Source organism: Porphyrobacter sp. THAI-01a, from assembly GCF_056868655.1.
Genome location: NZ_CP180579.1, coordinates 2,382,794 through 2,406,229 on the forward strand (window position 1 = coordinate 2,382,794; position 23,436 = coordinate 2,406,229).

Annotated in this window: 24 protein-coding genes; 11 read left to right on the plus strand and 13 right to left on the minus strand. The window is 69.0% G+C overall.

The features are described from left to right. Positions 1-162: 162 nt before the first annotated feature. Positions 163-1,425, minus strand: coding sequence for a threonine ammonia-lyase (locus tag ACMX37_RS11575; protein WP_483146069.1), 1,263 nt, complete (start codon positions 1,423-1,425; stop codon positions 163-165). Positions 1,426-1,578: 153 nt separating this feature from the next. On the opposite strand from ACMX37_RS11575, the gene ACMX37_RS11580 reads away from it, so the two are divergent. Then, a complete protein-coding gene (locus ACMX37_RS11580) occupies positions 1,579-3,225 on the plus strand; it encodes an amidohydrolase (protein WP_483146070.1) in 1,647 nt (548 codons plus the stop codon). Between the two features lie 142 nt (positions 3,226-3,367). Here the strand turns inward: ACMX37_RS11580 and tatC are convergent, their stop codons facing one another. From tatC to ACMX37_RS11625, 9 genes are all read right to left on the minus strand, one after another. After that, positions 3,368-4,177 carry a twin-arginine translocase subunit TatC gene (gene tatC / locus ACMX37_RS11585; RefSeq protein WP_483146071.1) on the minus strand — a complete coding sequence of 270 codons (810 nt, stop codon included), beginning with the start codon at positions 4,175-4,177 and terminating at the stop codon, positions 3,368-3,370. Next, the gene (gene tatB / locus ACMX37_RS11590; RefSeq protein WP_483146072.1) at positions 4,170-4,556 is read right to left on the minus strand and encodes a Sec-independent protein translocase protein TatB; all 387 of its coding nucleotides are present in this window, start codon (positions 4,554-4,556) and stop codon (positions 4,170-4,172) included. Before tatB ends, tatC begins: the two co-directional genes overlap by 8 nt. Before the next feature lie 39 nt (positions 4,557-4,595). Next, positions 4,596-4,835, minus strand: coding sequence for a twin-arginine translocase TatA/TatE family subunit (locus tag ACMX37_RS11595; protein ID WP_483146073.1), 240 nt, complete (start codon positions 4,833-4,835; stop codon positions 4,596-4,598). 106 nt (positions 4,836-4,941) lie between these two features. Next, positions 4,942-5,568 (minus strand): SMC-Scp complex subunit ScpB, encoded by a 627-nt coding sequence (gene scpB / locus ACMX37_RS11600; protein WP_483146074.1) that lies wholly within the window; start codon positions 5,566-5,568, stop codon positions 4,942-4,944. Continuing rightward, entirely contained in the window at positions 5,565-6,350 is a 786-nt protein-coding gene (locus tag ACMX37_RS11605; protein ID WP_483146075.1) for a segregation and condensation protein A, read from the minus strand. Before ACMX37_RS11605 ends, scpB begins: the two co-directional genes overlap by 4 nt. After that, a complete protein-coding gene (nagZ, locus tag ACMX37_RS11610) occupies positions 6,347-7,369 on the minus strand; it encodes a beta-N-acetylhexosaminidase (protein WP_483146076.1) in 1,023 nt (340 codons plus the stop codon). The genes ACMX37_RS11605 and nagZ overlap by 4 nt, the downstream gene beginning before the upstream one ends. 133 nt (positions 7,370-7,502) lie before the next feature. Further along, complete coding sequence (locus ACMX37_RS11615; RefSeq protein ID WP_483146077.1) at positions 7,503-8,207, minus strand: SPOR domain-containing protein; 705 nt, start codon at positions 8,205-8,207, stop codon at positions 7,503-7,505. 27 nt (positions 8,208-8,234) lie between these two features. Beyond that, a complete protein-coding gene (gene argS / locus ACMX37_RS11620) occupies positions 8,235-9,977 on the minus strand; it encodes an arginine--tRNA ligase (protein ID WP_483146078.1) in 1,743 nt (580 codons plus the stop codon). A gap of 202 nt (positions 9,978-10,179) precedes the next feature. Continuing rightward, the gene (locus tag ACMX37_RS11625) at positions 10,180-10,830 is read right to left on the minus strand and encodes a hypothetical protein (RefSeq protein WP_483146079.1); all 651 of its coding nucleotides are present in this window, start codon (positions 10,828-10,830) and stop codon (positions 10,180-10,182) included. A 72-nt stretch (positions 10,831-10,902) separates the two neighbouring features. Between ACMX37_RS11625 and ispH the strand changes: the two genes are divergently transcribed. Genes ispH through rnhA form a run of 3 tightly spaced genes read left to right on the plus strand, consistent with a single transcriptional unit; the run spans position 10,903 to position 13,369 of the window. After that, the gene (gene ispH, locus ACMX37_RS11630) at positions 10,903-11,880 is read left to right on the plus strand and encodes a 4-hydroxy-3-methylbut-2-enyl diphosphate reductase (RefSeq protein WP_483146080.1); all 978 of its coding nucleotides are present in this window, start codon (positions 10,903-10,905) and stop codon (positions 11,878-11,880) included. A 21-nt stretch (positions 11,881-11,901) separates the two neighbouring features. Then, positions 11,902-12,885, plus strand: a complete 984-nt coding sequence (thrB, locus tag ACMX37_RS11635; protein WP_483146081.1) for a homoserine kinase — start codon at positions 11,902-11,904, stop codon at positions 12,883-12,885. A gap of 25 nt (positions 12,886-12,910) precedes the next feature. Beyond that, complete coding sequence (rnhA, locus tag ACMX37_RS11640) at positions 12,911-13,369, plus strand: ribonuclease HI (RefSeq protein WP_483146082.1); 459 nt, start codon at positions 12,911-12,913, stop codon at positions 13,367-13,369. Positions 13,370-13,505: 136 nt separating this feature from the next. Here rnhA and ACMX37_RS11645 read toward each other — a convergent pair whose 3' ends face one another. Genes ACMX37_RS11645 through ACMX37_RS11655 form a run of 3 tightly spaced genes read right to left on the minus strand, consistent with a single transcriptional unit; the run spans position 13,506 to position 15,808 of the window. Beyond that, positions 13,506-13,682 (minus strand): YegP family protein, encoded by a 177-nt coding sequence (locus ACMX37_RS11645; protein WP_483146083.1) that lies wholly within the window; start codon positions 13,680-13,682, stop codon positions 13,506-13,508. Between the two features lie 60 nt (positions 13,683-13,742). Further along, on the minus strand, positions 13,743-14,858 hold the full coding sequence (locus tag ACMX37_RS11650; RefSeq protein WP_483146084.1) for an NAD(P)/FAD-dependent oxidoreductase: 1,116 nt from the start codon (positions 14,856-14,858) through the stop codon (positions 13,743-13,745). Beyond that, a complete protein-coding gene (locus tag ACMX37_RS11655; RefSeq protein ID WP_483146085.1) occupies positions 14,855-15,808 on the minus strand; it encodes an alpha/beta fold hydrolase in 954 nt (317 codons plus the stop codon). The genes ACMX37_RS11650 and ACMX37_RS11655 overlap by 4 nt, the downstream gene beginning before the upstream one ends. 131 nt (positions 15,809-15,939) lie before the next feature. Between ACMX37_RS11655 and ACMX37_RS11660 the strand changes: the two genes are divergently transcribed. From ACMX37_RS11660 to ACMX37_RS11690, 7 genes are all read left to right on the plus strand, one after another. Then, a complete protein-coding gene (locus tag ACMX37_RS11660) occupies positions 15,940-16,443 on the plus strand; it encodes an A24 family peptidase (RefSeq protein WP_483146086.1) in 504 nt (167 codons plus the stop codon). Between the two features lie 89 nt (positions 16,444-16,532). Then, positions 16,533-17,654 (plus strand): Flp pilus assembly protein CpaB, encoded by a 1,122-nt coding sequence (gene cpaB / locus ACMX37_RS11665; protein ID WP_483146087.1) that lies wholly within the window; start codon positions 16,533-16,535, stop codon positions 17,652-17,654. A gap of 44 nt (positions 17,655-17,698) precedes the next feature. Next, positions 17,699-19,288 (plus strand): type II and III secretion system protein family protein, encoded by a 1,590-nt coding sequence (locus ACMX37_RS11670; protein WP_483146088.1) that lies wholly within the window; start codon positions 17,699-17,701, stop codon positions 19,286-19,288. 19 nt (positions 19,289-19,307) lie between these two features. Then, a complete protein-coding gene (locus ACMX37_RS11675) occupies positions 19,308-19,973 on the plus strand; it encodes a CpaD family pilus assembly protein (RefSeq protein WP_483146089.1) in 666 nt (221 codons plus the stop codon). Positions 19,974-19,976: 3 nt separating this feature from the next. Beyond that, entirely contained in the window at positions 19,977-21,257 is a 1,281-nt protein-coding gene (locus ACMX37_RS11680; RefSeq protein ID WP_483146090.1) for a pilus assembly protein CpaE, read from the plus strand. Positions 21,258-21,378: 121 nt separating this feature from the next. After that, positions 21,379-22,350 carry a type II secretion system F family protein gene (locus ACMX37_RS11685; protein WP_483146091.1) on the plus strand — a complete coding sequence of 324 codons (972 nt, stop codon included), beginning with the start codon at positions 21,379-21,381 and terminating at the stop codon, positions 22,348-22,350. Positions 22,351-22,369: 19 nt separating this feature from the next. Beyond that, entirely contained in the window at positions 22,370-23,365 is a 996-nt protein-coding gene (locus ACMX37_RS11690) for a type II secretion system F family protein (RefSeq protein ID WP_483146092.1), read from the plus strand. Positions 23,366-23,436 lie beyond the last annotated feature (71 nt).

Below are 23,436 nucleotides of genomic sequence, written 5' to 3' on the forward strand. Positions count from 1 at the left end.
TAAGAAAATCTTATGCCCGTACCCTCGCCCGGGTAAAAGTCCCTTAACCACGAATTTTCGCGAATTTCGCGCAGAACGTCGGGCGGCCTGCCGCAAAGCGCAGCCGGAGCGATGCAATCCGGGACAGGTGCCCGGTCTGCGATCAGTGATTTCCCGAGTGCGTCAGCCGAGTTCGACCAGCTGCACCGTGTAGCCGTTGGCGCGCAGACCCTCGACCAGCCGGTCGACCTGCTCGGCATCGCGCGCCTCGCATTCGATGTCGGTGATCAGGCCCTTGGCGGGCAGCGTGGTAAAGATGCGCTGGTGATAGATCTCGATGATGTTGACGTTGTGCTCGTCGAACAGGCGCATCACCCGGAACAGCGCGCCGGGGCGATCCTGCAGGGTGATCCTGAGGCGCGCGAGGCGGCCTTGGCGGGCAAGATCGCGCAGCAGCACGTTGGCGAGCAGGCGCGTGTCGATGTTCCCGCCGCACAGGGCAAGGCCGATCGACTTGCCGGCGAAGCGCGCCGGATTGCGCAGCACCGCCGCCAGCCCTGCCGCGCCCGCGCCCTCGACCACGGTCTTCTCGATCTGGAGCAGCAGCGCCACCGCCTTTTCCAGTGCCGGTTCGTCGACCAGCAGGATGTCGTCCACCCGCTCGGCGATCACCTTCGCGGTGAAGTCGCCCGGCTGCTTGACGGCGATGCCCTCGGCCAGCGTGTCGCCGCCGCAGGGCAGGTTCGCGCCCTTGATCCGGTCGAACATGCTCGGGAACAGGCCCGCCTGCACGCCCACCACCTCGATCTTCGGGTTCAGCGCCTTGGCGACGGTCGCCATGCCCGAGATCAGCCCGCCCCCGCCGATCGGCGTGACGATGCAATCGAGATCGGGCTTCACGGCCAGCATCTCGAGCGCCACCGTTCCCGCACCGGCCGCGACGTGGGGGTCGTCGAAGGGATGGACGAAGGTGAGGCCAAGCTCGCCTTCCAGCTTGCGGGCATGGGCATAGGCCTCGTCGAAGGTCTCGCCCTCGAGCACCACCTTGCCGCCGACGCTCTCGGTCTGCATCACCTTCACCGTCGGCGTGGTGCGCGGCATGACGATGGTGACGGGCACGCCCAAGCGGGTGCCGTGATAGCTCAGCCCCTGCGAGTGGTTGCCCGCCGAGGCTGCGATCACGCCGCGGGCGCGCTGCTCCTCGGTGAGAAGCAGCAGCGCGTTCAGCGCGCCGCGCTCCTTGTAGGCGGCCGTGAACTGGAGGTTCTCGAACTTCAGCCAGATATCCGCCCCGGTGATTTCCGAGAGGGTGATCGAGTGCATCATCGGCGTGTTGACCACCGCGCCCGCGATGCGGGCGGCGGCGGCGCGGACGTCGTCGAGGGTCAGGTCGGCCGGGGTGGCGGCGGCGCCCTTGGGGTTCGATGCGGCAAGCTGTGTCGACATGGTGCCGAGGCGATTAGAGGCTTGGAGCCGCAAGGGCAATCGGCGACACGCCCGGGGTGCAAAAGGAATTCCTGTGGGGCTGAAAGTTGGCAAGCGGGCACGAAGGCGATAGCACACGCCGCCTGCCCTTCCGGCCGATACCCAAGGAATCCCATGTTGCTGACGCTTGCCCGCTCGCTTGCCGCCGTCTCCGCCCTCGCCCTCGCCGCGCCCGCGCTGGCGGACACGCTGATCGACAATGTCGACGGGGTGACGATCGACGCCGAGGGCAAGGTCAGGCGCTTCAACGGCCTGGTGTTCGACGATGAGGGCAAGGTCACCGCTGTCCTTACCCGCGGCGACAAGCGCCCGCAGGTCGATTACCGCCTCGATGGCGAGGGCCGCGTGATGCTGCCCGGCATGATCGACGCCCACGTCCACGTCATGGACATGGGCTTCGCCGCGCTGACGCTGGACCTTTCCGGCACCACCTCGCTCGAGGACGCGCTGGCGAAGATCAAGACCTTCGCCGAGGAGAACCCCGGCCGCCCGTGGATCATCGGGCGCGGCTGGAACCAGGAGAAGTGGGGGCTCGGCCGCTTCCCCACCGCCGCCGAGCTCGATGCGGTGGTCTCCGACCGGCCGGTGTGGCTCGAACGCGCCGACAACCACGCGCAGTGGGGGAACACGCTGGCGATCCAGACCGCCGGGATCACCGCCAAGACCCCGGACCCGGCAGGCGGCAAGATCATCCGCGACGCCAAGGGCAATCCCGCGGGCGTGTTCGTCGACAACGCGATCCAGCTCGTCGCCAAGGTCGTCCCCGCGCCGCGCCCCGAAGACCGCGATCTCGCCTTCGCCAAGGCGCAGGAGGCGCTGCTGGCGCGCGGCGTCACCGCGGTTGCCGACATGGGCACGAAGGCGCCCGACTGGAGCACCTTCCGCCGCGCAGGGGATTCCGGGCGGCTGATGATCCGCATCATGTCCTATGCGGATTCGATCGAGACGCTGGAACTGATGGCAGGGCCGGAACCGACGGGCTGGCTCTACGATGACCGCCTGCGGATGGGCGGGATCAAGCTGTTCCTCGACGGCGCACTGGGTTCGCGCGGGGCGAGCCTCAAGGCGCCCTATGCCGACGATCACGGCACCCGCGGTCTGCCGCTGCTCTCCCCCTCGCAGCTCCGCAACCTGATGAGCCGCGCGGCGATGGACAATTTCCAGACCGCCGTCCACGCCATCGGCGATGCCGCCAATGCCGAGGTGCTGGGCGCGGTCGAGGAGCTCTCGGAAAGCTACAAGGGCGACCGCCGCTGGCGGATCGAGCACGCGCAGATCATCGATCCCGCCGATATCGCGCGGATGGGCCAGCACGGGGTGATCGCCTCGATGCAGCCGCTGCACCAGACCTCCGACCGGCTGATGGCCGAGGCCCGGCTCGGGCCCGACCGTCTGGCGGGGGCCTATCCGTGGCGCAGCGTAATCAAGGTCGGCGGCAGGCTCGCCTTCGGGTCGGACGCGCCGGTCGAGCCTGCCGATCCCTGGGCCGGCATGGCCGCCGCGATCAGTCGCACCGACGCCAAGGGCGAGCCCTTCGGCGGCTGGTTCCCGCAGGAGGCCGTGAGCCGCGAACAGGCGCTCGCGGGCTTCACCGCCGATGCCGCCTATGCGGGCTTTGCCGAGGGCCGCTTCGGGCGTCTGCTGCCCGGAGAGCGCGCCGACTTCATCCTCGTCGACCGCGACCCGCTGTTCGCCTCGCCCGAGGCGCTGCGCGAAACGAAGATCCTCCAGGTGTGGATCGGCGGGGTGAAGGTGCGTTGATGTTGCGGGTTCGCTGACGCGAACCGCAGACCGCCCCGCCCCGCCTCCCCACCCGGCCACCAAGATTACCATTACGGTATGGTGGCCGGGTGGGGAGGCGGGGCGGGCGGTCTGCGCCACCGAAGGTGGCACAAGGAACAGGCTACTCCGCCGCCACCTGTTCCGCGGCTGCCTCGGCCTCGCGCGCGGCCTTGTCAGCCTCGACCGCCTTCTCCTGAAACCGCATCAGCAGCAGCGAGGCCTCGAACAGCAGCCACAGCGGCACCGCCAGCACGATCTGCGAGCCCGGATCGGGCGGCGTCACGATCGCGGCGATGACGAAGATCACCACGATCACGTAGCGCCGTGCAGCCACCATCTGCGCGCGGCTGACGATCCCGGCGCGGTGGAGCAGCAGCAGCAGCACCGGCAGCAGGAAGGTCAGCCCGAAGGCGAGGATGAACTGCATGACCAAGCCGAGATAGTCGCCCGCGCTCGGCAGGGCCTCGACTGCGAGCCCGCCGGTCGTCCCGCCGAAGCCGAGGAAGAAGGTGAAGGCGACCGGCATCACCACGAAATAGGCCAGCGCCGCCCCCGCGCTGAACAGCACCGGTGTGGCGAGGAGGAAGGGCAGGAAGGCCTTCTTCTCGCGCGCGTAGAGCCCCGGGGCGACGAAGGCCCAGAGCTGGTTGGCGATCACCGGAAAGCTGACCATGAAGCCGGCGAACAGCGCGACCTTCAGCTCGACGAAGAACACCTCCGGAAGGCGCGTGAAGATCAGCCGCCCCTCCCCTTCGGGGAAGGCGTCCTTGAGCGGCTGGACGAGGATGCCGAGGATCTCGTCGGCGAAGTAGAAGCACACCGCAAAGCCCACCCCCAGCGCCAGCAGGGCGCGGATGATGCGGGTGCGCAGCTCGATCAGGTGGTCGAGCAGTGGGGCGCGGGTCTCGTCGAGGTCCTTGATCTCAAACATCGGCAGCGCCCTTGGCCGGAGCGGGAGCCGGATCGGTGACCGCCTCCGGCGCGGCGACGGGTTCGGCCTGTGCCGGTGGCGGCGCGGGGTCGGCAGGCGGCGGGCCGGTCATCACCGGCGCGCCGGCCTCGGCTTCGGTCAGGGCGGCGGAGCGGCGCATGATCTCCTCGTTCTGCGCCTTCCACTTCTTCTCCATTTCCTCGAGCTCGGCTTCGCGCACCATCGCGTCGATCCCGGAGCGGAAGTGGGCCGAGACGCGCCGCACCTTGCCGATCCAGCGGCCTGCGGTGCGCATCGCCAGCGGCAGGTCCTTGGGCCCGATCACCACCACCGCGACGATCAGGATGACCAGCAGCTCTCCGGCGCCGATGTCGAGCATGGATGGTGCGTCCCGGTCGCCGCGATCAGGGGCGGGCGATCACGCGCCGGTGCTGTCGGTCTTCTCGGCCGGGGCCGGAGCCGCGGTTTCGACAGGCGCCGCGGGCGGTTCGATCCGGGCGGCCTTGGCGGCGGTATCCTCGGTCTCGTTGAGCCCCTTCTTGAAGCTCGAGATGCCCTTGCCGAAATCGCCCATCATCTCGGAAATGCGGCCGCGTCCGAACAGGATCAGCACGATCGCGAGAACGATGATCCAGTGCCACAGCGAACCAATACCCATTGTCTCAACTCCTGAACCGCGGCGGGGCGTTAGGTGCCGCAAGGCCGGGACGCGCGCCCAGCGTTCGATGGATGCCCATTTAGGTCAGCCTTGCGCGAATTGCGAGTCAGTCCGCCAGATTCTCGTCGTCGCCGGTAGCGCTTTCGTCCGCCTCGTCGGGCTCGAAGCGCATGGCGGCTTCCATCGCCTCGTCGACCGGATCGAGGAGCCCTGCGGCGCGCAGCTCGTCGATGCCGGGCAGGTCGCGGCGGCTGGCTAGACCGAAATGGTCGAGAAATTCGGGTGTTGTCGCGTAGATCACCGGTCGTCCCGGCACCTCGCGGCGGCCCGCAGGCCTGATCCAGCCCGCCTCCATCAGCACGTCGAGCGTCCCGCCGCTGGTCTGCACGCCGCGGATCGATTCGATCTCCGCGCGGCTGACGGGCTCGTGATAGGCGATGATCGCCAGCACCTCGGTGGCGGCGCGACTCAGCCGGCGCACCTGCTCCTTCTCGCGCCGCAGCAGGTGGGCAAGATCGGGCGCAGTTTCGAAATGCCAGCGCCCGCCCCGCTCGACGAGGTGGATGCCGCGCGCGCGGTAGCGGGTCTCCAGCAGTGCCAGCGCCTCGCGCACGTCGCCCGTCGCCAACCCGCCGAGATGCGCCGCGAGCGCATCGAGGGTGAGGGGCGCCTCGGCGGCGAACAGGGTCGCCTCGACCGCGCGTTCGAGGGTGCCGGGTTCCTCGGCCGTCACGCCGCAGCATCCTTCAGGCGGCGGATGCGCAAGGGGGCGAAGGCGCCCTCCTGATCGAGCTCCGCCCGCCCGCGCTTGGCGAGTTCCAGCGCGGCGACGAAGCTCGAGGCGAGCGCCGAGCGCCGCAGTTCCGGCGAGGCATGGGGCGGGAGGAAATCACGGATCTCCATCCACTCGAGCGTCACGCCGAGCATCGCCGAGACCCGCTCCAGCGCCGAATCGAGCGTCATCACAGGGCGGTTCGCCACATGGTAAATCCGCGGAGCGGTGCGCGCCTTGACCTGCCCATAGGCCTGGATCAGCGTGAAGAGGTCCGACCGCCACACCGTCTTGCGGTCCGTGCGCAGGCCCTCAGGGTTGCCCCGCAGGAACACGTCGCGCCCGATCCGGTCGCGCCCCATCAGCCGCGCCGCCGCCTCGCGCATCGCGCCGAGGCGTTGCAGGCGCAGTTGCAGGCGCAGCGCCAGTTCCTCGGGCGAAGGGTCCTCCTGCTCCGCCTTGGGGAGCAGCATCGCCGATTTGAGGTAGGCGAGCCAGGCCGCCATCACGAGGTAATCGGCGGCCAGTTCCAACTTCAGCGCGCCCGCGCGCTCGATGTAGCTGAGGTACTGGTCGACAAGGGCGAGGATCGAGATCTGGCGAAGATCGACCTTCTGCCGCCGGGCGAGATCGAGCAGCAGGTCGAGCGGGCCTTCCCACGCGCCGAGCTCGAGATAGAGCGCGTTCTCGTCGGCCTTGGCGGCCTCGGGCGGGAACATGAAGGGCGCGTCGGGGGCGTTCATGCCGGGGTTCCGGCGAGCGCCAGCAGGGCGTCGCGCTTGGCGAGGAGCTCGGCGGCCTCGGGGGCGAGGACGGGCGCGATGCGGGTGCCGGCAAGCGCCCGGTCGAGCCGCGCGGCGGTGGCATCGGACATGGGGGAGAGCATCTCGCAGATGCCCGCCATGTCGTCCATCTTCGCCCAGCAATTCAATATGATGTCGCACCCCGCCGCCTGCGCGCGGGCGGCGCGTTCGGGGATCGCGCCGCCGAGCGCCTCCATGTCGATGTCGTCAGTGAGCAGCAGGCCGTCGAAGCCGATGCTCCTGCGGATGATGTCGCGGATCACGGTCTGCGACAGGGTGGCGGGGTTTTCCGGGTCCCAGGCGGTGAAGACGAGGTGCCCGGTCATGCCGACAAGTGCTTGATTGAGCCCGCGAAACGGGGCGAGGTCAGCCTCCAGCTCGGCTGCCGGGGCGGTGACCGTGGGGAGCGCCTTGTGGGTGTCGACATCGGTGCGGCCGTGGCCGGGCATGTGCTTGATGCAGCCCGTCACCCCGCCTGCCGCCAGCCCTTCGAGCACGGCGCGACCCAGGGCCGCCACCTGCATCGGATCGGCCCCGAAGGCGCGGTCGCCGATCACGTCGTGGGCGCCCGGCACGCGCAGGTCGAGCGGGGGGTGGTAGTCGACCGTGATCCCCATCGCGGACAGCTCCAGCGCCATCGCGGTGGCATTGGCGCGGGCCGCCTCGATCGCGCTCGCGGGGGCGATTTGATAAAGCGCATCAAAGGCTTGGCCCGACGGATAGCCGGCCCACAGCGGGGGCCTGAGGCGCGCCACGCGGCCGCCTTCCTGGTCGATCGAGACCAGCAGCCGGTCGCGCCCGTGGATGCTCCGGAGGTCGTCGGTCAGGGCGCGCAGCTGCTCAGGGTCGACGCAGTTGCGCCCGAACAGGATGTAGCCCGCCGGGTCGCATTCGCGGAAGAAGGCGCGTTCGTCCGCGGTGAGGACGGGGCCGGAAATGCCGAAAATCGCCGGAATCATAAGACCGTCAGGTTCGCACCGTGGCGGTGCGCCTGCAAGGGCCGGAGGGCCTCAAGAGCGGGGAAAAGCCCCCGCAACGGCCCCGCAACCACATCGCGACGACTGCACAACGACTGCGGGACGCCCTCGCGCGCTACTTGATCTGGCAATCGACCCCGTCGTCTTTGAGCGCGGCGCACAGGCGCTCGGCCTCGGCGCGGTTCGCGGCGACCGCCTGGAGGCGATAGACCGTGCCGATATCGACCTTGCCCTCGACCACGCGATACTTGACCCCGGCGAGCGCATCGGTGCGGCGGCCGATGTCGGTCCAGCCCTGCTCGGCGCGGGCGCGGGTGCCGTAGGCGGCGAGCTGGACGCCGACCCCGCCGGTCGCCGGGGCCTGGCCGGCCGCGGGCGGGGCGACGGGGACCGGCTTGGTCCCGGAAGCCGCAGGCGCAGGTGCGGGCGCGGCGCTCGGCGCGGTCACGGGCGCATCGGCGACCACCGCGGGCCGCGATCCGCCCTCGCCCACCACCGGCGCGACATTGCCCGTGCCAGCGAAGGTCTTGCCGCCCGGGTCCTCGGGCTTTTCCTTGATCGGACCCTCGGGCGCCGGGATCACGCTGCCGTCGGCCAACGCCTCGCCGCCCGCGGCGCGGTTGGAGACCCACCACACCCCGCCGACCACGGCGCCGAGCAGCGCCAGCAGGCCGAGCGCGAACATCACGATCTGCCCGGTGTCGATACCGCCTGCGGTCTCGTCCTCCTCGTCCGCCTCGAGCCAGGGCAGGCTGTCGGTGTCGGCGAGATCGAGCTCGCCGGCGCCGTCGTCCAGTTCCTCGTATTCGGCATCGATCATGACGGAATCCCGCGCCCCCCGGCTGTGCTACATGCTCTCGACCGCCTCGACGCCGAGCACGCCGAGACCACCGCGGATCACTTGCCCGATCGCGGCGGCAAGGAAAAGCCTCGCCGCGGTCAGAGCGGGGTCCTGTTCCACGATGAACCGCTTTTCCGGACGGTCGTTACCGAGGTTCCAGTAGGCGTGGAGATCGGCGGCGAGATCGTAGAGATAGAAGGCGATCCGGTGCGGCTCGCGCGCCCGCGCCGCCAGCTCGATCTCGCGCGGGAACTGCGCGGCGCGGGCGACCAGCGCCAGCTCCTCGGCCCCGAGCCTGTCCAGTGCCGCATCCGAAGGCGTGATCCCCATGTCCGCCGCCTTCCGCAGCGTAGAGCGGATCCGGGCATGGGCATATTGCACATAGAACACCGGATTGTCCTTCGAGGCCTCGACCACCTTGTCGAAGTCGAAATCCATCTGCGCGTCGGGCTTGCGGGTGAGCATGGTGAAGCGCACCACGTCCTTGCCGACCATCTCGACGACATCCGCCAGCGTGACGAAATTGCCCGCCCGCTTCGACATCTTGAAGGGCTGGCCGCCCTTCATCAGCTGCACCATCTGGACGAGCTTGACCTCGAAGGGCTTGGGCGCAGCGCCATCGGCGCTGGTCAGCGCGGCAACCGCCGCCTTGATCCGCTTCACCGTCCCCGCATGGTCCGCGCCCCAGATGTCGACCAGCGCATCGGCGGTCTGGGCCTTCTGGAAGTGGTAGGCGAGGTCCGCGCCAAAGTAAGTCCACGCGCCGGAGGACTTCTTGATCGGCCGGTCCTGATCGTCGCCGAACTTGGTCGAGCGGAACAGCGGCAGCGAGACCGGCTCCCAGTCTTCCGGCGGGGCCTTGCCCTTGGGCGCTTCGAGCACGCCGTCATAGACGAGATCGTGCTCCCGCAGCCATGCCTCGGCCGCATCGACCTTGCCCGAGGCCTGAAGCTCGGCCTCGGAGGAGAACAGGTCGTGGTTGATGCCGAGCGTGGCGAGGTCGGCGCGGATCATGTCCATCATCGCCGCGACCGCGCGGGTGCGGAACAGGATCAGCCAGTCGCTTTCCGGCGCGGCGGCGTAGGCGTCGCCGAATTCGGCGGCGAGCGCCTGCCCGACCGGCACGAGGTATTCGCCCGGATAGAGGCCTTCCGGGATGGCGATGGTCTCGCCCAGCGCCTCGCGATACCGCATGTGCACCGACCGCGCGAGCACGTCGACCTGCGCGCCGGCATCGTTGACGTAGTATTCGCGGATGACCTTGTGGCCGGCGAATTCGAGCAGCGAGGACAGCGCATCGCCGACCACCGCGCCGCGGCAATGGCCCATGTGCATCGGGCCGGTGGGGTTGGCCGAGACATATTCGACGTTGACCGTGGTGCCGCCGCCCATCTGCGAGCGGCCATATTCGCCGCCCAGCTGCGCGATGGCGCGCAGTTCGGCGAGCCAGGCTTCCGGCGCGAGGCGCAGGTTGATGAAGCCCGGCCCGGCGATTGCGGCGCTGGTGATGCCCGGCTGTGCGGCCAGCTTGGCGACGATCGCCTCGGCCAGCGCGCGCGGGTTCATGCCCGCGCCCTTGGCAAGCACCATCGCCGCGTTGGTGGCTAGGTCGCCATGCGAGGCATCGCGCGGCGGCTCGAGCGTGACGTTGGCGAAGGAGGTGCCCGCAGGCAGGGTGCCCTCGGCCACGAGGTCCGTCAGCACGGTTTCGATCAGGGCCGCGTGGGCGGCGTAAAGGGTCTTGGTCATGGTTGTCTCGTGCGTGAGGCGCGGTGTGTCGCGCGTGCAAAGAAGGAAGCCGGGCCCCGGGTCAAGCCCGGGACGACGATAGATCGAAGTCTCCCTCGACGCCGCAGGCGTCGCGAGCGCACGCGCGCGAGCCGCAGGTGCCCCGGAGCGGAGCGGAGGGAACAGCACCGAGGATGAAGGCGCGGAGGCGCCTTCGAAACAATCAGCGCGTCACGTTATACTTCAGCTGGTCCTCGGTCAGCTGGAAGCCGACCAGCATCTCGAAGCGGGTGCGGGCGATCGCCGCCTTAACCTCGGGGTCGGCGAGCGGGTCGAGCGCCGCCTCGGCATCGCCCGCGCGTCGTCGCTTGGTGATTTTCTCGCGGATGTCGTCGGGCAGTGCGGCGTCGACGCGGTTGACGTAGCCGCCCGCGGTCGCGGTCGCGCTGGCGCGCTCCTGCCCGTCGGCGAAGGTCAGGGTGACGGTGCCGATGCGCTTGGAGACGACCGCGCTCCCGCCGCGCAGCACGGTGACGAAATAGGGCAGCTGCACGCTGCGCGCACCGCGCGTGTCGGTGCGGCGGGCGTTCACGGTGAAGGTCGCCTCGGAATAGATGCGGTCGGCGGTGTCGTTGCAGGTGGCGCGCAGATTGGTCATCGCCGCGCTCACATCGAGATTGCCGATGGTGGTGTCGCCGGGGGTGCGGAAGGTGGTGACATCGCCGGTGTAGTCGGGGATGCCGACCGCCGGGCACAGGCTCAGCACGCTCGCCACGCCCACGCCCTGGTCGATCACCAGCTCGCCCTTTTGCGAGCAGGCGGACAGCACGGCCACCAGACCCAGTGCCGCAATGGCGCGCGCGCGAAGCATCATTTCAAGCCGTCCTCGAATTTCCGATCCGGTGCGCCCTAGCGAGAGCCGCCGGAAAACGCTAGGGGGGGTGACATGAACGCGCCCTTTCAAGCCTCCGACGCGCCGGCAGCCGATCTGCCGCCCCTCAACCTCCTGATCGCCGCCCCGCGCGGCTTCTGCGCCGGGGTCGACCGGGCGATCGAGATCGTCGAGAAGGCGCTCGAACGCTACGGCTCGCCGGTCTATGTCCGCCACGAGATCGTCCACAACAAATACGTGGTCGAGGGGCTGAAGGCCAAGGGCGCGATCTTCGTCGAGGAGCTGGACGAGGTGCCGGACGACGCGCCGGTGGTGTTCAGCGCCCACGGCGTGCCCAAGGCGGTGCCGGCCGAGGCCAAGCGCCGCAAGCTGCTCTATGTCGATGCCACCTGCCCGCTGGTGAGCAAGGTCCACCGTCAGGCCGAACGCCAGATCGAGAAGGGGCGCCACATCATCTTCATCGGCCACGAGGGCCACCCCGAGGTGATCGGGACGATGGGCCAGGTCGAACCGGGGCAGATGACGTTGGTCGAGACCATCGAGGATGTCGACAAGCTGCCCTTCGATTCCGACGAGGAGCTCGCCTACCTCACCCAGACCACGCTGTCGGTCGACGACACGCGCGAGGTGATCGAGGCGCTCGAATGGCGCTATCCCAACATCTCCGGCCCCCGCGCCGAGGACATCTGCTACGCGACCTCGAACCGCCAGGCGGCGGTCAAGGAACTGGCCCACGACTGCGATCTGGTGCTGGTGATCGGCGCGCCCAATTCCTCGAACTCGCTGCGGCTGGTCGAGGTGTCGGAGCGGCTCGGCACCCCCGCCAAACTGATCCAGCGCGCGTCCGAGATCGACTTCGCATGGCTCGAAGGGGTGCAAAGTCTTGGCCTCACCGCCGGGGCCTCGGCGCCCGAGATCCTCGTGCGCGAAGTGGTCGCCGCGCTCGCCGAGCGGCGGACGATCCACGAGAAGGAAATCACCGCCACGGTCGAGAAGATGGTCTTCAAGCTGCCCCGCCAGCTGACCGAATAGCGTTACGGGCGGGGGGTTGCGGTGGCGGTTTACACCCATCTGGGCGCGGAGGATCTCGCCCGGTTGATCGGCGAATACGACGTGGGCGAGCTGGTCTCGGCCAAGGGGATCGCCGAGGGCGTGTCCAACTCCAACTGGCTGGTGGAGACGACCGGCTCCGGAAAGGCCAAGGGGTTCGGGGGCACGCGCTTCATCCTGACGCTTTACGAACGGCGGATCGACTATGCCGACCTGCCCTATTTCCTCGCGCTGCTCGATCACCTCGCCGGCAAGGGCTGCCCGGTGCCGCGCACCATGCACGACCGCGACGGCAAGTCGTGGCGGTTGGTCGAGGGCAAGGCGGCCGCGCTGATCGAGTTCCTGCCCGGTGTCTCGCCGACCCGCCCCACCCCGCAGCAGGCCCGCAGCATCGGGGCGGTGCTGGCGAACCTGCATATCGCCGCCGAGGACTTCCCGATGGAGCGCGCCAACGCGATGGACTTCGCCGCGAGCGCCGCAATCCTCGCGAAGTGCGGGGCGGAGCGGCTGGCGACGATCGACGCAGGCCTGCCCGCGATGCTCGCCCATGCCGAGACCGCCGCCGCGCTCGACCTGTCGGCGCTGCCGGTGTCGCAGACCCACACCGACCTCTTCCCCGACAACGTGCTGATGCTGGGCGACCGGGTGACGGGGCTGATCGATTTCTACTTCGCCTGCACCGGCCCGATGGCGCTCGATCTTGCCGTGACCCACGCCGCGTGGTGCTTCGATGCGGACAACGCCTACCGCGCCGATTGCGGCGCGGCGCTGATCGAGGGCTACCAGTCCGTGCGCCGCCTGACGCCCGCGGAGCGCGCGCTGTTCCCCGAGGTCGCCAAGGGCGCCTGCCTGCGCTTCGTTGCCTCCCGAGCCGAGGACTGGCTCGACACCCCCGACGATGCGCTCGTCACCCGCAAGGACCCGATGCAATTCGCCCGCCGCTGGCAGTTTTACCACGACCACGGCGCCGCGCTGCTTGCAGGCTGAGGCTCCGCCCGCCAAAGCGGCCGGGATGAAAGAGGTCGACATCTTCACCGACGGCGCCTGCAAGGGCAATCCCGGCCCGGGCGGCTGGGCGGCGATCCTGCGCAGCGGCGGCCACGAGAAGGAGCTCGTCGGCGGCGAGCCCGCGACGACCAACAACCGCATGGAGATGACCGCGGTGCTGCGCGGCCTCACCGCATTGAAGGAGCCCTGCGCCGTCACCGTCCACACCGACAGCCGCTATGTCATCGACGGGATGACGCAGTGGATCTTCGGCTGGCAGAAGCGCGGCTGGGTCAACGCGGCAAAGAAGCCGGTCGCCAACGAGGACCTGTGGCGCGAGCTGATCGCCGCCGCGCGCCCGCACAGGATCACGTGGGAATGGGTGAAGGGCCACTCGGGCCACCCCGAGAACGAACGCGCCGACGCGCTGGCCAGCGAGGAGGCGCAGCGGCAGGCCGATCCGCGGTCGGCCTTCGGGCATTGATCTTGTGAGCCACCTTCGGTGGCGCAGACCCCCCGCCCCACCTCCCCGCCCGGCCACCACAGGATAGTGGCACTATTGGTGGCCGGGCGGGGAGGTGGGGCGGGGGGTCTGCGTCGCGCGTCAGCGCGACACGAAATCAGGAATTGTCTTCGACCTCGGCGCCGGGGCCGTTCTTCTTGATCGAGTCGATGGCGTTCTGCGCGCTCGCCTTGCTGGCGTAGCCCTCGGTCGAGAACATCACTTCCGAGTTGTACTTGAACCGCACCCGGTATTCGCCCGCCTTATCCTTGTAGATCTCGAACTTGTGCGCCATGTCGGCCCCCTCTCTTGTGGTTAACACAAGTGAGAAAATGGCAGATCGCCAGCGCCTTGCCTAGACCCCCTGCACAGCGTGGGCGGACAGGAAGCGCACCGGCGCATAGGTCTCCGCCGCAATCCCGGCGGTCATCGCGTCGGGTCCCTGACCGGTGAGCAGCTGCATCCCCAGCCGCGCCGCCGCAGGGGCGGTCTGGATGCCGAAGCCGCCCTGCCCCGCGAACCAGAAGAACCCCGGCACTTGCGGATCGAAGCCGTAGACCGGCAGGCGGTCGGGCGCGAAGCTCCTGAGGCCCGCCCAGCTGTGCTCGACCGCCTCGATCCGCCAGTCGGTGACGGACTGGAAGCGGTCGATGGCGATGGCGACATCCATCTCCTCGGGCGCGGCATCGCAGGGGTCGGAGGGGATCTCGTCGTGCGGGGAGAGCCACAGGCGCCCGGCATCGGGCTTGAAGTAGAAGCTCCCCCCCACGTCGATCACCAGCGGCAGGTCGGCGGGCGCGGCAGGCGCCACGCGCAGCACGGCGACGGTGCGGCGGAAAGGCGCGATGCCGACGCTCGCCGCGCCGGCGAGGCGGGCGATATCGTCCGCCCAGGCCCCGGCGGCATTGACGATGGTGGCCGCGCGCCAGCTTGCGCCGCGTTCGTTGGTAATGGTCCAAGCCCCGCCCTCGCGCGCCAGCCCCGTCACCCGCGCGCGGGCGATCACCTCGACCCCGCCGCGGCGGGCGCGGGCGAGGTAGTGCTGGTGGAGCGCGGCCACATCGATATCGGCGCAGGCCGGCTGGTGCAGCGCCTCGCTCCATTCGGGGCGGATATGCGGCACGATCCGCGCAAGGGCCGCAGGCCCGAGCGCCTCCAGCCGCACCCCCGTGCCCTCGTAGCTCTCGCGGAAGACCGCCATCGCGGCGCGGTCCTCCCCGCGCCCGACATAGAGCGCGCCGCGCGGGGTGAGGAAGCCGTGTTCGGCCAGATAGCTGCCCGAGGCGCGGGTCAGCGGCACCACGCCTGGGCCGCCGTAGCATTCCTCCCAGAACGCCGCCGAGCGGCCCGTGGCATGATAGCCCGGTGCATCCTCCGCCTCGAGCAGCAGCACCCGCGCATGGGGCGCGAGTTCGGCAGCAATGCTGGCGCCCGCCATCCCGGCGCCGATCACGGCGATATCGTGGATCATGCGTGCACGGTCTCGCGCGGGGCGACCCGGTCGAGGAAGGCGGCGATATGGGCCATGATCGGCCCGCGCACGGCATCGACCTCGCGCAGCACCTCGTGATACGCCTCGGCCCCGAGCGCGAGGAGCTCGCCCTTCGGCAGGCGTGCGGCGGCGCGGACATTGGCGGGGTGGCTCACGAGCTTGTCGGCGGCGGTCGAGACGATCAGCACCGGCACCTCCACCCGCTCGAGCGCACCGGGCGCCTCGAGCCGCATCCACGAGGCATAGGCGCGCTCGACCCAGCGCCAGCTGGCCGGGCCCATGACGAGTTCGGGGCGGTGGTCGCGCCACCACTGCTCGTCGGCATAGCGTTCGGGGTCGTGGGTGAGGAGGTTGGCCCGGGCCGAGGGCAGCTCGCCCGGCTTCTCGCTCCACTTCCACGCCTGGCGCAGCGGATCGCCGATGCGGCACATGCCCTGCGCCACGCGGGCGAGCACGGGAAGCGGCAGCGGGGGGCCGGCGACGCCGGTCATCGGCGCGCTCAGCACCACGGCATCGGGGCGCACCCGCTGATCGACCAGCGCGCGCAGCACAAGGTGCCCGCCCATCGAATGCGCGGCGAGCACGTGCGGCCCCGGCGTTTCGGCGACCCAACTTTCCCAGAAATGGGCAAGATCGTCGATCCAGATGCCGAAATCCTCGATGTGGCCGGTCACGGCGTCCCGCCCGAGCCGCCCCGATCCGGCCTGCCCGCGCCAGTCGGCGGCGGTTACGCGCCAGCCGTCGCGGTGCCATTCCTCGAGCGTCTCGAGATATTTCTCGTAGAAATCGCCGCGTCCGGGGAGGAACAGGATCGAGCCGCGCGGGGGTTCGGCAGCGCCGGGCCAGTCGATCCGGCGCAGGGCGTGCCCGTCGGCGGCGGTCCAGCGGCTTTCGACGGCGTGGGGCGGAATCGCGCGGCGATCGATCATGCGCGCGAGGCCCTGCGTGCGGGCGCCGGGGCGGAGATCGTGGTTACCATTTGGTAAGTCATAACCTGTAGCAGTGTCCCAAAGAAGGACGGTCCGCGGCGATGCGGGCCTTGCCCGGGGGCACGAAGTCGATGAGTTCCATTTCCTACGTTCTGCTGATCGCCTTGGCAATCGCGCTGGTCTTTGCCGCGGTGACCGACATTCGCCACCGCCACATCGACAACTGGCTGAACGCCGGGATCGCGCTCGCCGCGCCCGCCTTCTGGTGGGCGAGCGGGATGAAGCTGTGGCCCGACGTGGGCTGGCAGCTGGTGCTGTGCGCGATCGTCTCGGGCGTGCTGATCGGGATCGCCTACATCGGCTACCGCCTCAAGGTGCTGATCCTCGGCGGGGGCGACGTGAAGCTGCTGGCGGCGCTGTCGCTGTGGTTCACGCCCGTCAGCTATGTGCAGATGCTGATGGTGATGGCGGTCTTCGGGGGTTTTCTCGCGATCGGCTTCATCGTCCGGCGCGTGGTGTTCAAGCCCAAGACGCCCGGCCGCCTGCCCTATGGCGTGGCGATCGCGATCGGCGGTCTGTGGGTGCTCGCGCTCAACCATCTCGACGCGGTGATGCGAGCATTTCCCGGCGCATAACCCGATTTTAACCAGTCAAGCCTTACGCACTGCAACCATACCTGCCCGCTAACCAACCCAAGGGCGATTACGAGGGGGCTAATTGAGCCATGGATAGGAAGAAACTGGTTCTGCTGCTCGGTGCGCTGATCATCGCGATCGGAACGGCGTTTGCCGCGCGCAGCATGTTCGCCGGAGGCGCCGCCCCCGATGCAGAAGCCGCCGCGGTGCCCACCGGGCCGCGCGTGCTGGTCGCCAAGCGGGCGCTGACCGCGGGCACCATCATCACCGCCGACGCGCTGGGCTTCCAGCCCTGGCCCAAGGAGCTGGTGCAGGACGCCTACTTCATCGACGGCGAGGCCGACATGAACAAGCTGCTCGGCACCGTCGTGCGCTACCCGATCACCGCCGGCGAGCCGGTCACCCAGGGCTCGCTCGTCGCGCCGGGCGACCGCGGCTTCCTCGCCGCCGCGCTCGGGCCGGGCATGCGCGCCGTGACGGTGCCGGTTTCGGCCATGACCGGGGTCGCGGGCTTCGTCTTCCCGGGCGACCGGGTCGACCTCGTGCTGACCCAGGAGATCGACGGCGCCGACGACAGCTCGTCGCTCAAGACCGCCGAGACGGTGCTGCGCAACCTGCGCGTGCTCGCCACCGACCAGACCGTCGAGAAGACCACCGACGAGAACGGAAAGACCGTGGTGACCGAATTCCGCACCGTGACGCTCGAGGTGACGCCCAAGATCGCCGAGAAGGTCGCGGTCGCCCAGACCATCGGCACGATCAGCCTGGTGCTGCGCTCGCTCGCCGACAGCCCCGCCGATCTCGAGCGTGCGGTCGCCGCGGGCGATGTCCAGATCCCGGCCAACGCGACGCCCGAGCAGGAAGACAAGATGCTCAAGGCCGCAATGGGCCGCCCGATCGACAAGGGCACGACCTTCGTGACCGGCGGCGACGTGTCGCGCTTCCAGCGCACCACCGTGCCGCCCAAGACCAGCCAGAACCAGCCGCAATACAGCGCGCCGGCTCCGGCCCCGTCCTACCGTGGCGGCGCCGGGCGCGGCGAGGCTCCGGTCCCGACCGGCCCGAGCGTGCGCGTCACCCGCGGCAAGGAAACCACCGAAACGCCCGTGAGCGCCAAGGCCAATGCGGGTGCGATCCTCACCAGCCAGTCGGGCGGCCTGCGCCGCACCGGCCAGGTCCTGCCGTCCGCCGGCGCGACCGTGATCAAGTGAGGGGAGCGAGAGCCATGCCGATCCATCCCGAGGGGGGACAACCCATGAAGCCCAAGTTCAAGACCAAGCTGCTGGTGGCCGCGCTCGCCGCGGTGCCGATGGCGGCGATGCCGGCGGCAACCGCCACCGCGCAGGCCGTCGTCAGCCCCTCGCAGGAGATCGTCCTGTCGATCGGCAAGGGCGAGCTGGTGACGGTGCCCGGCACCATGGCCGATGTCTTCGTCGCCAATGACGACATCGCCGACGTGCAGGTGAAGTCGCAGCGCCAGCTCTACGTGTTCGGCAAGGCCGGCGGCGAGACCACCGTCTATGCCAGCAACGAACGCGGCGACGTGATCTTCTCGGCCAACATCCGGGTCGGCTCGAACATCGGCAGCATCGACCAGATGCTCGCGCTCGCCATGCCCGATGCCAAGGTCGGCGTGGCGACGATGGGGGCCAACACCGTGCTGCTGACCGGCACCGTCGGCGCGCCCGAGGATGCCGCCGAGGCCGAGCGCCTTGTCCAGGCCTTCCTCGGCGAGGGCGCCAACGTCATCAGCCGCCTCAAGACCGCGACCCCGCTGCAGGTCAACCTCCAGGTCAAGTTCGCCGAGGTCAACCGCAGCCTGCTGCGCGAGATCGGCGGCAACCTTGCCACCATCGACGGCTCGAGCGGCTTCCGCTTCGGCGTCGGCACCGGCCGTTCGCTGGGCGGCACCGAGCAGTGGTTCACCAACGGCCCGCTCGGCACCGGCAATGCGGTCGCCCAGTCGGCCTTCGTCCTGCCCGACGGCACCGAGATCCCCGGCCCGGCCGTGGATTCGCGCGGCGGCACCTCGCTGTCGGGCCTCGGCAAGCTGTTCGGGGTGGACGTGCTCGGCGCGCTCGACCTGTCGGAGCGCCTCGGCCTCGTGACCACCATCACCGAACCCAACCTCACCGCGCTCTCGGGCGAAACCGCGACCTTCCTCGCGGGCGGCGAGTTCCCGATCCCGATCGCGCAGGGCCTCGGCCAGGTGACGGTGCAGTTCCGCCAGTTCGGCGTGAGCCTCGCCTACACCCCGACCGTGCTCTCGAACGGCCGCATCTCGATGCGCGTTCGCCCGGAAGTCTCCGAGCTTTCGACCCAGGGCGCGATCACCCTGAACGGCTTCCAGGTTCCCGCGATCACCACGCGGCGCACCGAGACCACGGTCGAGCTCGGCTCGGGCCAGAGCTTCATGATCGCCGGCCTGATGAGCGCCAATTCGCAGCAGCTGCTCGACAAGGCCCCGGGCCTCGGCGACGTGCCGATCCTCGGCAACCTGTTCCGCAGCCGCCAGTTCCGCCGCGGCGAAACCGAGCTGGTGATCGTCGTCACTCCCTATCTGGTGAAGCCGGTCGACGCCAAGGACATCAAGCTGCCGACCGACGGCTATCGTTCGGCCAACGAGTTCGAGCAGCTGCTCGGCTACCAGAACAACGCCGGCAAGTCGGGCGAACAGCGCCCCGGCCCGGTCTCGAACCAGCCCGAGGCGCCGCAGCCGAAGGTGAGCGCGGTCGATCCCGCAGCAATCGTGCCCACGAGCCCGGAAAAGCCGCGCCGCGCCGACAAGAAGAACCGCCGCCAGGAACGCGCGGCCAGTGCCGCCACCCCGGGCTTCAGCCTCTAATCCGAGAAAGGTGCCTCAGATGCCCAATGCACGACAGATTGCACTCGCGCTGACGCTCGGCCTCGGCCTTGCGGGCTGTGGCGGGATGCCGACCAACACCTCGCTCTACAGCGTCAAGCAGCCGGTGGTGGAGCGGACGAACCTGACCCTCGATCTCGCCACCACCACTGCGGGCCTGCCGATTTCCGAACAGCAACGCCTCAACGGCTGGTTCGAGACGATGGACCTGCGCTACGGCGATCGCATCGCGATCGAGAACCCGGGCCAGAACCCGGCGGTGACGAACGCGATCCGCGACATTGCCGCGCGCTACGGCCTGATGCTGAGCGAGACCGCCCCGGTCACCGAGGGTTTCATCCAGCCGGGCCAGGCGCGGGTGGTCATCACCCGCACCAGCGCCAGCGTGCCCGGCTGCCCGGACTGGTCGGCGAAGTCGGACATGAACTACACCAACGGGACGAGCCCCGGCTATGGTTGCGCGGTCAACGGTAACCTTGCCGCGATGGTCGCCGACCCGCAGGACCTGATCGAAGGCCGCAAGGGCGACAGCGAAACCCTGACCGCGACCTCGAACAAGGCGATCAAGAGCTATCGTGAAACAGCCCCGACCGGCGCGAAAGGCCTGATGGACGCTGGCAGCGCCGGCAGCGGCGGCGGCGGTGGCGGCGGCGGAGGAGGTAACTGAGCCATGAATGCACCCTGGAAATCGGGCTTGCCCGGAAATCGCGATCCCTTCTCGGCCTACATCTGCGACGACAACGCGCTGGATGTGCTGCGCCCGGTGGTGATCGAGCTCGGCTGGCAGCCGGAGAAGTGCAACAAGGGCGGCCTGCGCAACGCGGTCCAATCGCTCTCGGTCAGCGCCTCGCCGGCGATCCTCGTGGTCGACCTGTCGGAAAGCGGCGATCCGCTCAACGACATCAACGCGCTCGCCGAGGTCTGCGAGCCGGGCACGGTGGTGATCGCCATCGGCCAGGTCAACGACGTGCGCCTCTACCGCGACCTGCTCTCGAGCGGGATTCACGACTACCTGCTGAAGCCCTTGTCGCCGCAGCAGGTGCATGATGCGCTCAACCAGGCGCTGGCGGTGTTCATGAGCCCCAAGGCGGGCGATGCGGATTCTGCCAAGCGCCACATCTCGACCGCCGTGGTCGGCACCCGCGGAGGCGTGGGCGCATCGACGCTGGCGACCTCGCTCGCCTGGCTGTTCTCCGAACAGCACAAGGCTCCGACGGCGCTGCTCGACCTCGACGTGCATTTCGGGACCGGCGCGCTCGCCCTCGACCTCGAGCCGGGCCGCGGCCTCACCGACGCGATCGAGAACCCGAGCCGCATCGACCCGCTGTTCATCGAACGCGCCATGGTGCGCGCCGGCGACAACCTGTCGATCCTCTCGGCGGAAGCCCCGATCAACCAGCCGCTGATGACCGACGGTTCGGCCTTCGTGCAGCTGGAGGACGAGTTCCGCCAGGCCTTCGAGATGACGGTCATCGACCTGCCGCGCAACATGCTCATCAACTTCCCGCAGCTGCTGGCTGACGTGAACCTGGTGGTGCTGACCTGCGAGCTCACCCTCGCCTCGGCGCGCGACACGATCCGGATTCTCTCGTGGCTCAAGTCGAACGCGAGCCATGCGCACCCGATGATCGTCGCCAACAAGGTGCAGCCGAGCCTCGCCGAGATCAGCAAGGCCGATTTCGAAGCCTCGATCGAGCGCAAGGTCGATTTCGTGGTGCCCTACGACATCAAGGCGGCCTCGAACGCGGCCAAGCTCGGCCAGGTGTTCGTCGATGCCAACCGCTCGAGCAAGGCGACCGCGGCGATCCGCCAGATCGCCGAGCGCGTGATGGGCGTGAGCTCGGATGACGGGTCGGGCGTTGCGGGCGAAAAGAAATCGCTGCTCGGCAACTTCGACCTGAAGTCGATGCTTGCCAAGAAGCCGAAGGTCGATCTGACCGAGGCCGAATAAGCAACCGCGCACGGGGGGCAGCGGGACGGGCGGCAGACCGCCCTTCCCGCCCCGCTCTCCCGCCGCGTCACGGGAACAGGCACCCGCCGCCCTGCGGCGAACCGAGGCAGGAACCGACAGCATGGACTTCTTCCAAACCCTGCTCATCACGCTGGTGATCTTCTCCACGCTGGTCATGGGCTATGCCGTCGTGGCCAGTTCGGGCGTAGCCAAGGCCCAGAAGCGCCGGATGCAGGCGCTGCGCTACCGCCATTCGGAAAGCGTCGATGCCAAGGTCGATGCCCAGTTCAAGCGCGCGATCGCCGCGCGCAAGCCCAAGGCCTACCGGGTCGCGGGTTCGGGCTCGCGGCTCGAGGCTCTCGCGGTGCGCCTCAACCGCACCGGCAAGAGCTGGACCGTCACCCAGTACATCTATGCCTCGGTCGGCCTCGCCCTAGCGGCGGCGGTGGTGATGTTCGTCTTCAGCAAGGCGCCGATGCTCTCGCTCGGCGTGGGGCTGTTCGTCGGCGCGGGGCTGCCGCACCTGGCAGTCAACTGGCTGATCAACAAGCGCACCAACGCCTTCGTCTCCAAGTTCCCCGACGGGATCGAGCTGCTCGTGCGCGGCCTGCGCTCGGGCCTTCCGGTGACCGAGACGCTCGGCGTGGTCGCCCAGGAAATCCCCGGCCCGGTCGGATACGAGTTCAAGACCGTGATCGACCGCATCAAGGTCGGCAAGACGATGGAAGACGCACTCCAGGACACCGGCGACAAGCTCGGAATCCCGGAATTCAACTTCTTCACCATCACGCTGGCGATCCAGCGCGAGACCGGGGGCAACCTCGCCGAGACGCTGTCGAACCTCGCCAACGTGCTGCGCCAGCGCGCCCAGATGAAGCTCAAGATCAAGGCGATGAGCTCGGAATCGAAGGCCTCGGCCTACATCGTCGGTTCGCTGCCCTTCCTCGTCTTCGGCGCCATCATGTACATCAACCCGAAATACATGGGGACCTTCTTCACCGACGACCGCCTGATCGTGGCGGGCCTCGGCGCGGGCGTGTGGATGGGCATCGGCGTGTTCATCATGGCCAAGATGGTCAACTTCGAGATCTGACGGCGGGGGCTAGAGACCAATGATCGACCAACCCGCCGGACCAACGCTGCTCGGCTTCGACGTCATCCTCGTCGGGACGATGCTTGCGGCGATGGCTGCCTTCGCCATGATGCTGGCGATCTATGCAGCCGTCACCATCCGCGATCCCATGTCGAAGCGCGTCAAGGCGCTCGAGGCGCGGCGCGAGCAGCTCAAGGCCGGGATCGTCACCGCGGCATCCAAGAAGCGCACCAGCCTGGTGCGCCGCACCGACACGACCGACAAGGTCAAGTCGAGCCTCGACCGCCTCAACGTGCTGCAGGACAGCCAGATCAAGTCGATCCAGCAGAAGCTCGCCCATGCGGGCTACCGCAACAAGGAACTGGCGGTCATCATCATCGGCGCCCGCGCGATCCTGCCGCTGGTGGTGGGCGCGATCATGGGCGTGCTCATCTATGTCGTCGAATACTGGCCCGACTGGGGCCCGATGACCCGGCTCGGCGCCTTCGCGCTCTCGGTGTTCCTGTCCTACAAGGGCCCGGAACTCTACCTCAGCAACAAGGCCGCCAAGCGCACCAAGGAAATCCAGAAGGGCCTGCCCGACGCACTCGACCTTCTGGTGATCTGCGCCGAGGCCGGTCTCACGGTCGATGCCGCCTTCAACCGCGTCGCCAAGGAGCTGGGCCGCGCCTATCCGGAACTCGGCGACGAATTCGCCCTGACCGCGATCGAGCTGAGCTTCCTCAACGAACGGCGCATGGCGTTCAACAACCTCGCCTACCGCGTCAATCTGGAAGCGGTGAAGGGCGTGGTGACGACCATGATCCAGACCGAACGCTACGGCACCCCGCTCGCGAGCGCGCTGCGCGTGCTTTCGGCCGAATTCCGCAACGAGCGCATGATGCGCGCCGAGGAAAAGGCCGCGCGTCTGCCGGCGATCATGACCGTGCCGCTGATCGTCTTCATCCTGCCCACGCTGTTCGTGGTCATTCTCGGCCCGGCGGCCTGCTCGATCTCGGACAACCTCATCAAGTAGGCGCGGGGATCGGGAAACGGACACGGCAGGGGCCGGAGCGGGGACACCCCTGCTCCGGCCCTTCCTGTCTC

Excerpts from the sequence above, each read along its gene's own strand:
- ACMX37_RS11660 (WP_483146086.1), top strand. The coding sequence starts at position 15,940 with ATGAGTTCCATTTCCTACGTTCTGCTGATCGCCTTGGCAATCGCGCTG.
- cpaB (WP_483146087.1), top strand. The coding sequence starts at position 16,533 with ATGGATAGGAAGAAACTGGTTCTGCTGCTCGGTGCGCTGATCATCGCG.
- ACMX37_RS11655 (WP_483146085.1), bottom strand. The coding sequence starts at position 15,808 with ATGATCGATCGCCGCGCGATTCCGCCCCACGCCGTCGAAAGCCGCTGG.
- ACMX37_RS11595 (WP_483146073.1), bottom strand. The coding sequence starts at position 4,835 with ATGGGTATTGGTTCGCTGTGGCACTGGATCATCGTTCTCGCGATCGTG.
- ACMX37_RS11680 (WP_483146090.1), top strand. The coding sequence starts at position 19,977 with ATGAATGCACCCTGGAAATCGGGCTTGCCCGGAAATCGCGATCCCTTC.
- ACMX37_RS11575 (WP_483146069.1), bottom strand. The coding sequence starts at position 1,425 with ATGTCGACACAGCTTGCCGCATCGAACCCCAAGGGCGCCGCCGCCACC.
- ACMX37_RS11580 (WP_483146070.1), top strand. The coding sequence starts at position 1,579 with ATGTTGCTGACGCTTGCCCGCTCGCTTGCCGCCGTCTCCGCCCTCGCC.
- tatC (WP_483146071.1), bottom strand. The coding sequence starts at position 4,177 with ATGTTTGAGATCAAGGACCTCGACGAGACCCGCGCCCCACTGCTCGAC.
- ACMX37_RS11675 (WP_483146089.1), top strand. The coding sequence starts at position 19,308 with ATGCCCAATGCACGACAGATTGCACTCGCGCTGACGCTCGGCCTCGGC.
- ACMX37_RS11625 (WP_483146079.1), bottom strand. The coding sequence starts at position 10,830 with ATGATGCTTCGCGCGCGCGCCATTGCGGCACTGGGTCTGGTGGCCGTG.
- ACMX37_RS11685 (WP_483146091.1), top strand. The coding sequence starts at position 21,379 with ATGGACTTCTTCCAAACCCTGCTCATCACGCTGGTGATCTTCTCCACG.
- ACMX37_RS11615 (WP_483146077.1), bottom strand. The coding sequence starts at position 8,207 with ATGATCGATGCCGAATACGAGGAACTGGACGACGGCGCCGGCGAGCTC.
- nagZ (WP_483146076.1), bottom strand. The coding sequence starts at position 7,369 with ATGATTCCGGCGATTTTCGGCATTTCCGGCCCCGTCCTCACCGCGGAC.
- tatB (WP_483146072.1), bottom strand. The coding sequence starts at position 4,556 with ATGCTCGACATCGGCGCCGGAGAGCTGCTGGTCATCCTGATCGTCGCG.
- ACMX37_RS11650 (WP_483146084.1), bottom strand. The coding sequence starts at position 14,858 with ATGATCCACGATATCGCCGTGATCGGCGCCGGGATGGCGGGCGCCAGC.
- ACMX37_RS11690 (WP_483146092.1), top strand. The coding sequence starts at position 22,370 with ATGATCGACCAACCCGCCGGACCAACGCTGCTCGGCTTCGACGTCATC.
- argS (WP_483146078.1), bottom strand. The coding sequence starts at position 9,977 with ATGACCAAGACCCTTTACGCCGCCCACGCGGCCCTGATCGAAACCGTG.
- ACMX37_RS11670 (WP_483146088.1), top strand. The coding sequence starts at position 17,699 with ATGAAGCCCAAGTTCAAGACCAAGCTGCTGGTGGCCGCGCTCGCCGCG.
- rnhA (WP_483146082.1), top strand. The coding sequence starts at position 12,911 with ATGAAAGAGGTCGACATCTTCACCGACGGCGCCTGCAAGGGCAATCCC.
- ispH (WP_483146080.1), top strand. The coding sequence starts at position 10,903 with ATGAACGCGCCCTTTCAAGCCTCCGACGCGCCGGCAGCCGATCTGCCG.
- ACMX37_RS11645 (WP_483146083.1), bottom strand. The coding sequence starts at position 13,682 with ATGGCGCACAAGTTCGAGATCTACAAGGATAAGGCGGGCGAATACCGG.
- ACMX37_RS11605 (WP_483146075.1), bottom strand. The coding sequence starts at position 6,350 with ATGAACGCCCCCGACGCGCCCTTCATGTTCCCGCCCGAGGCCGCCAAG.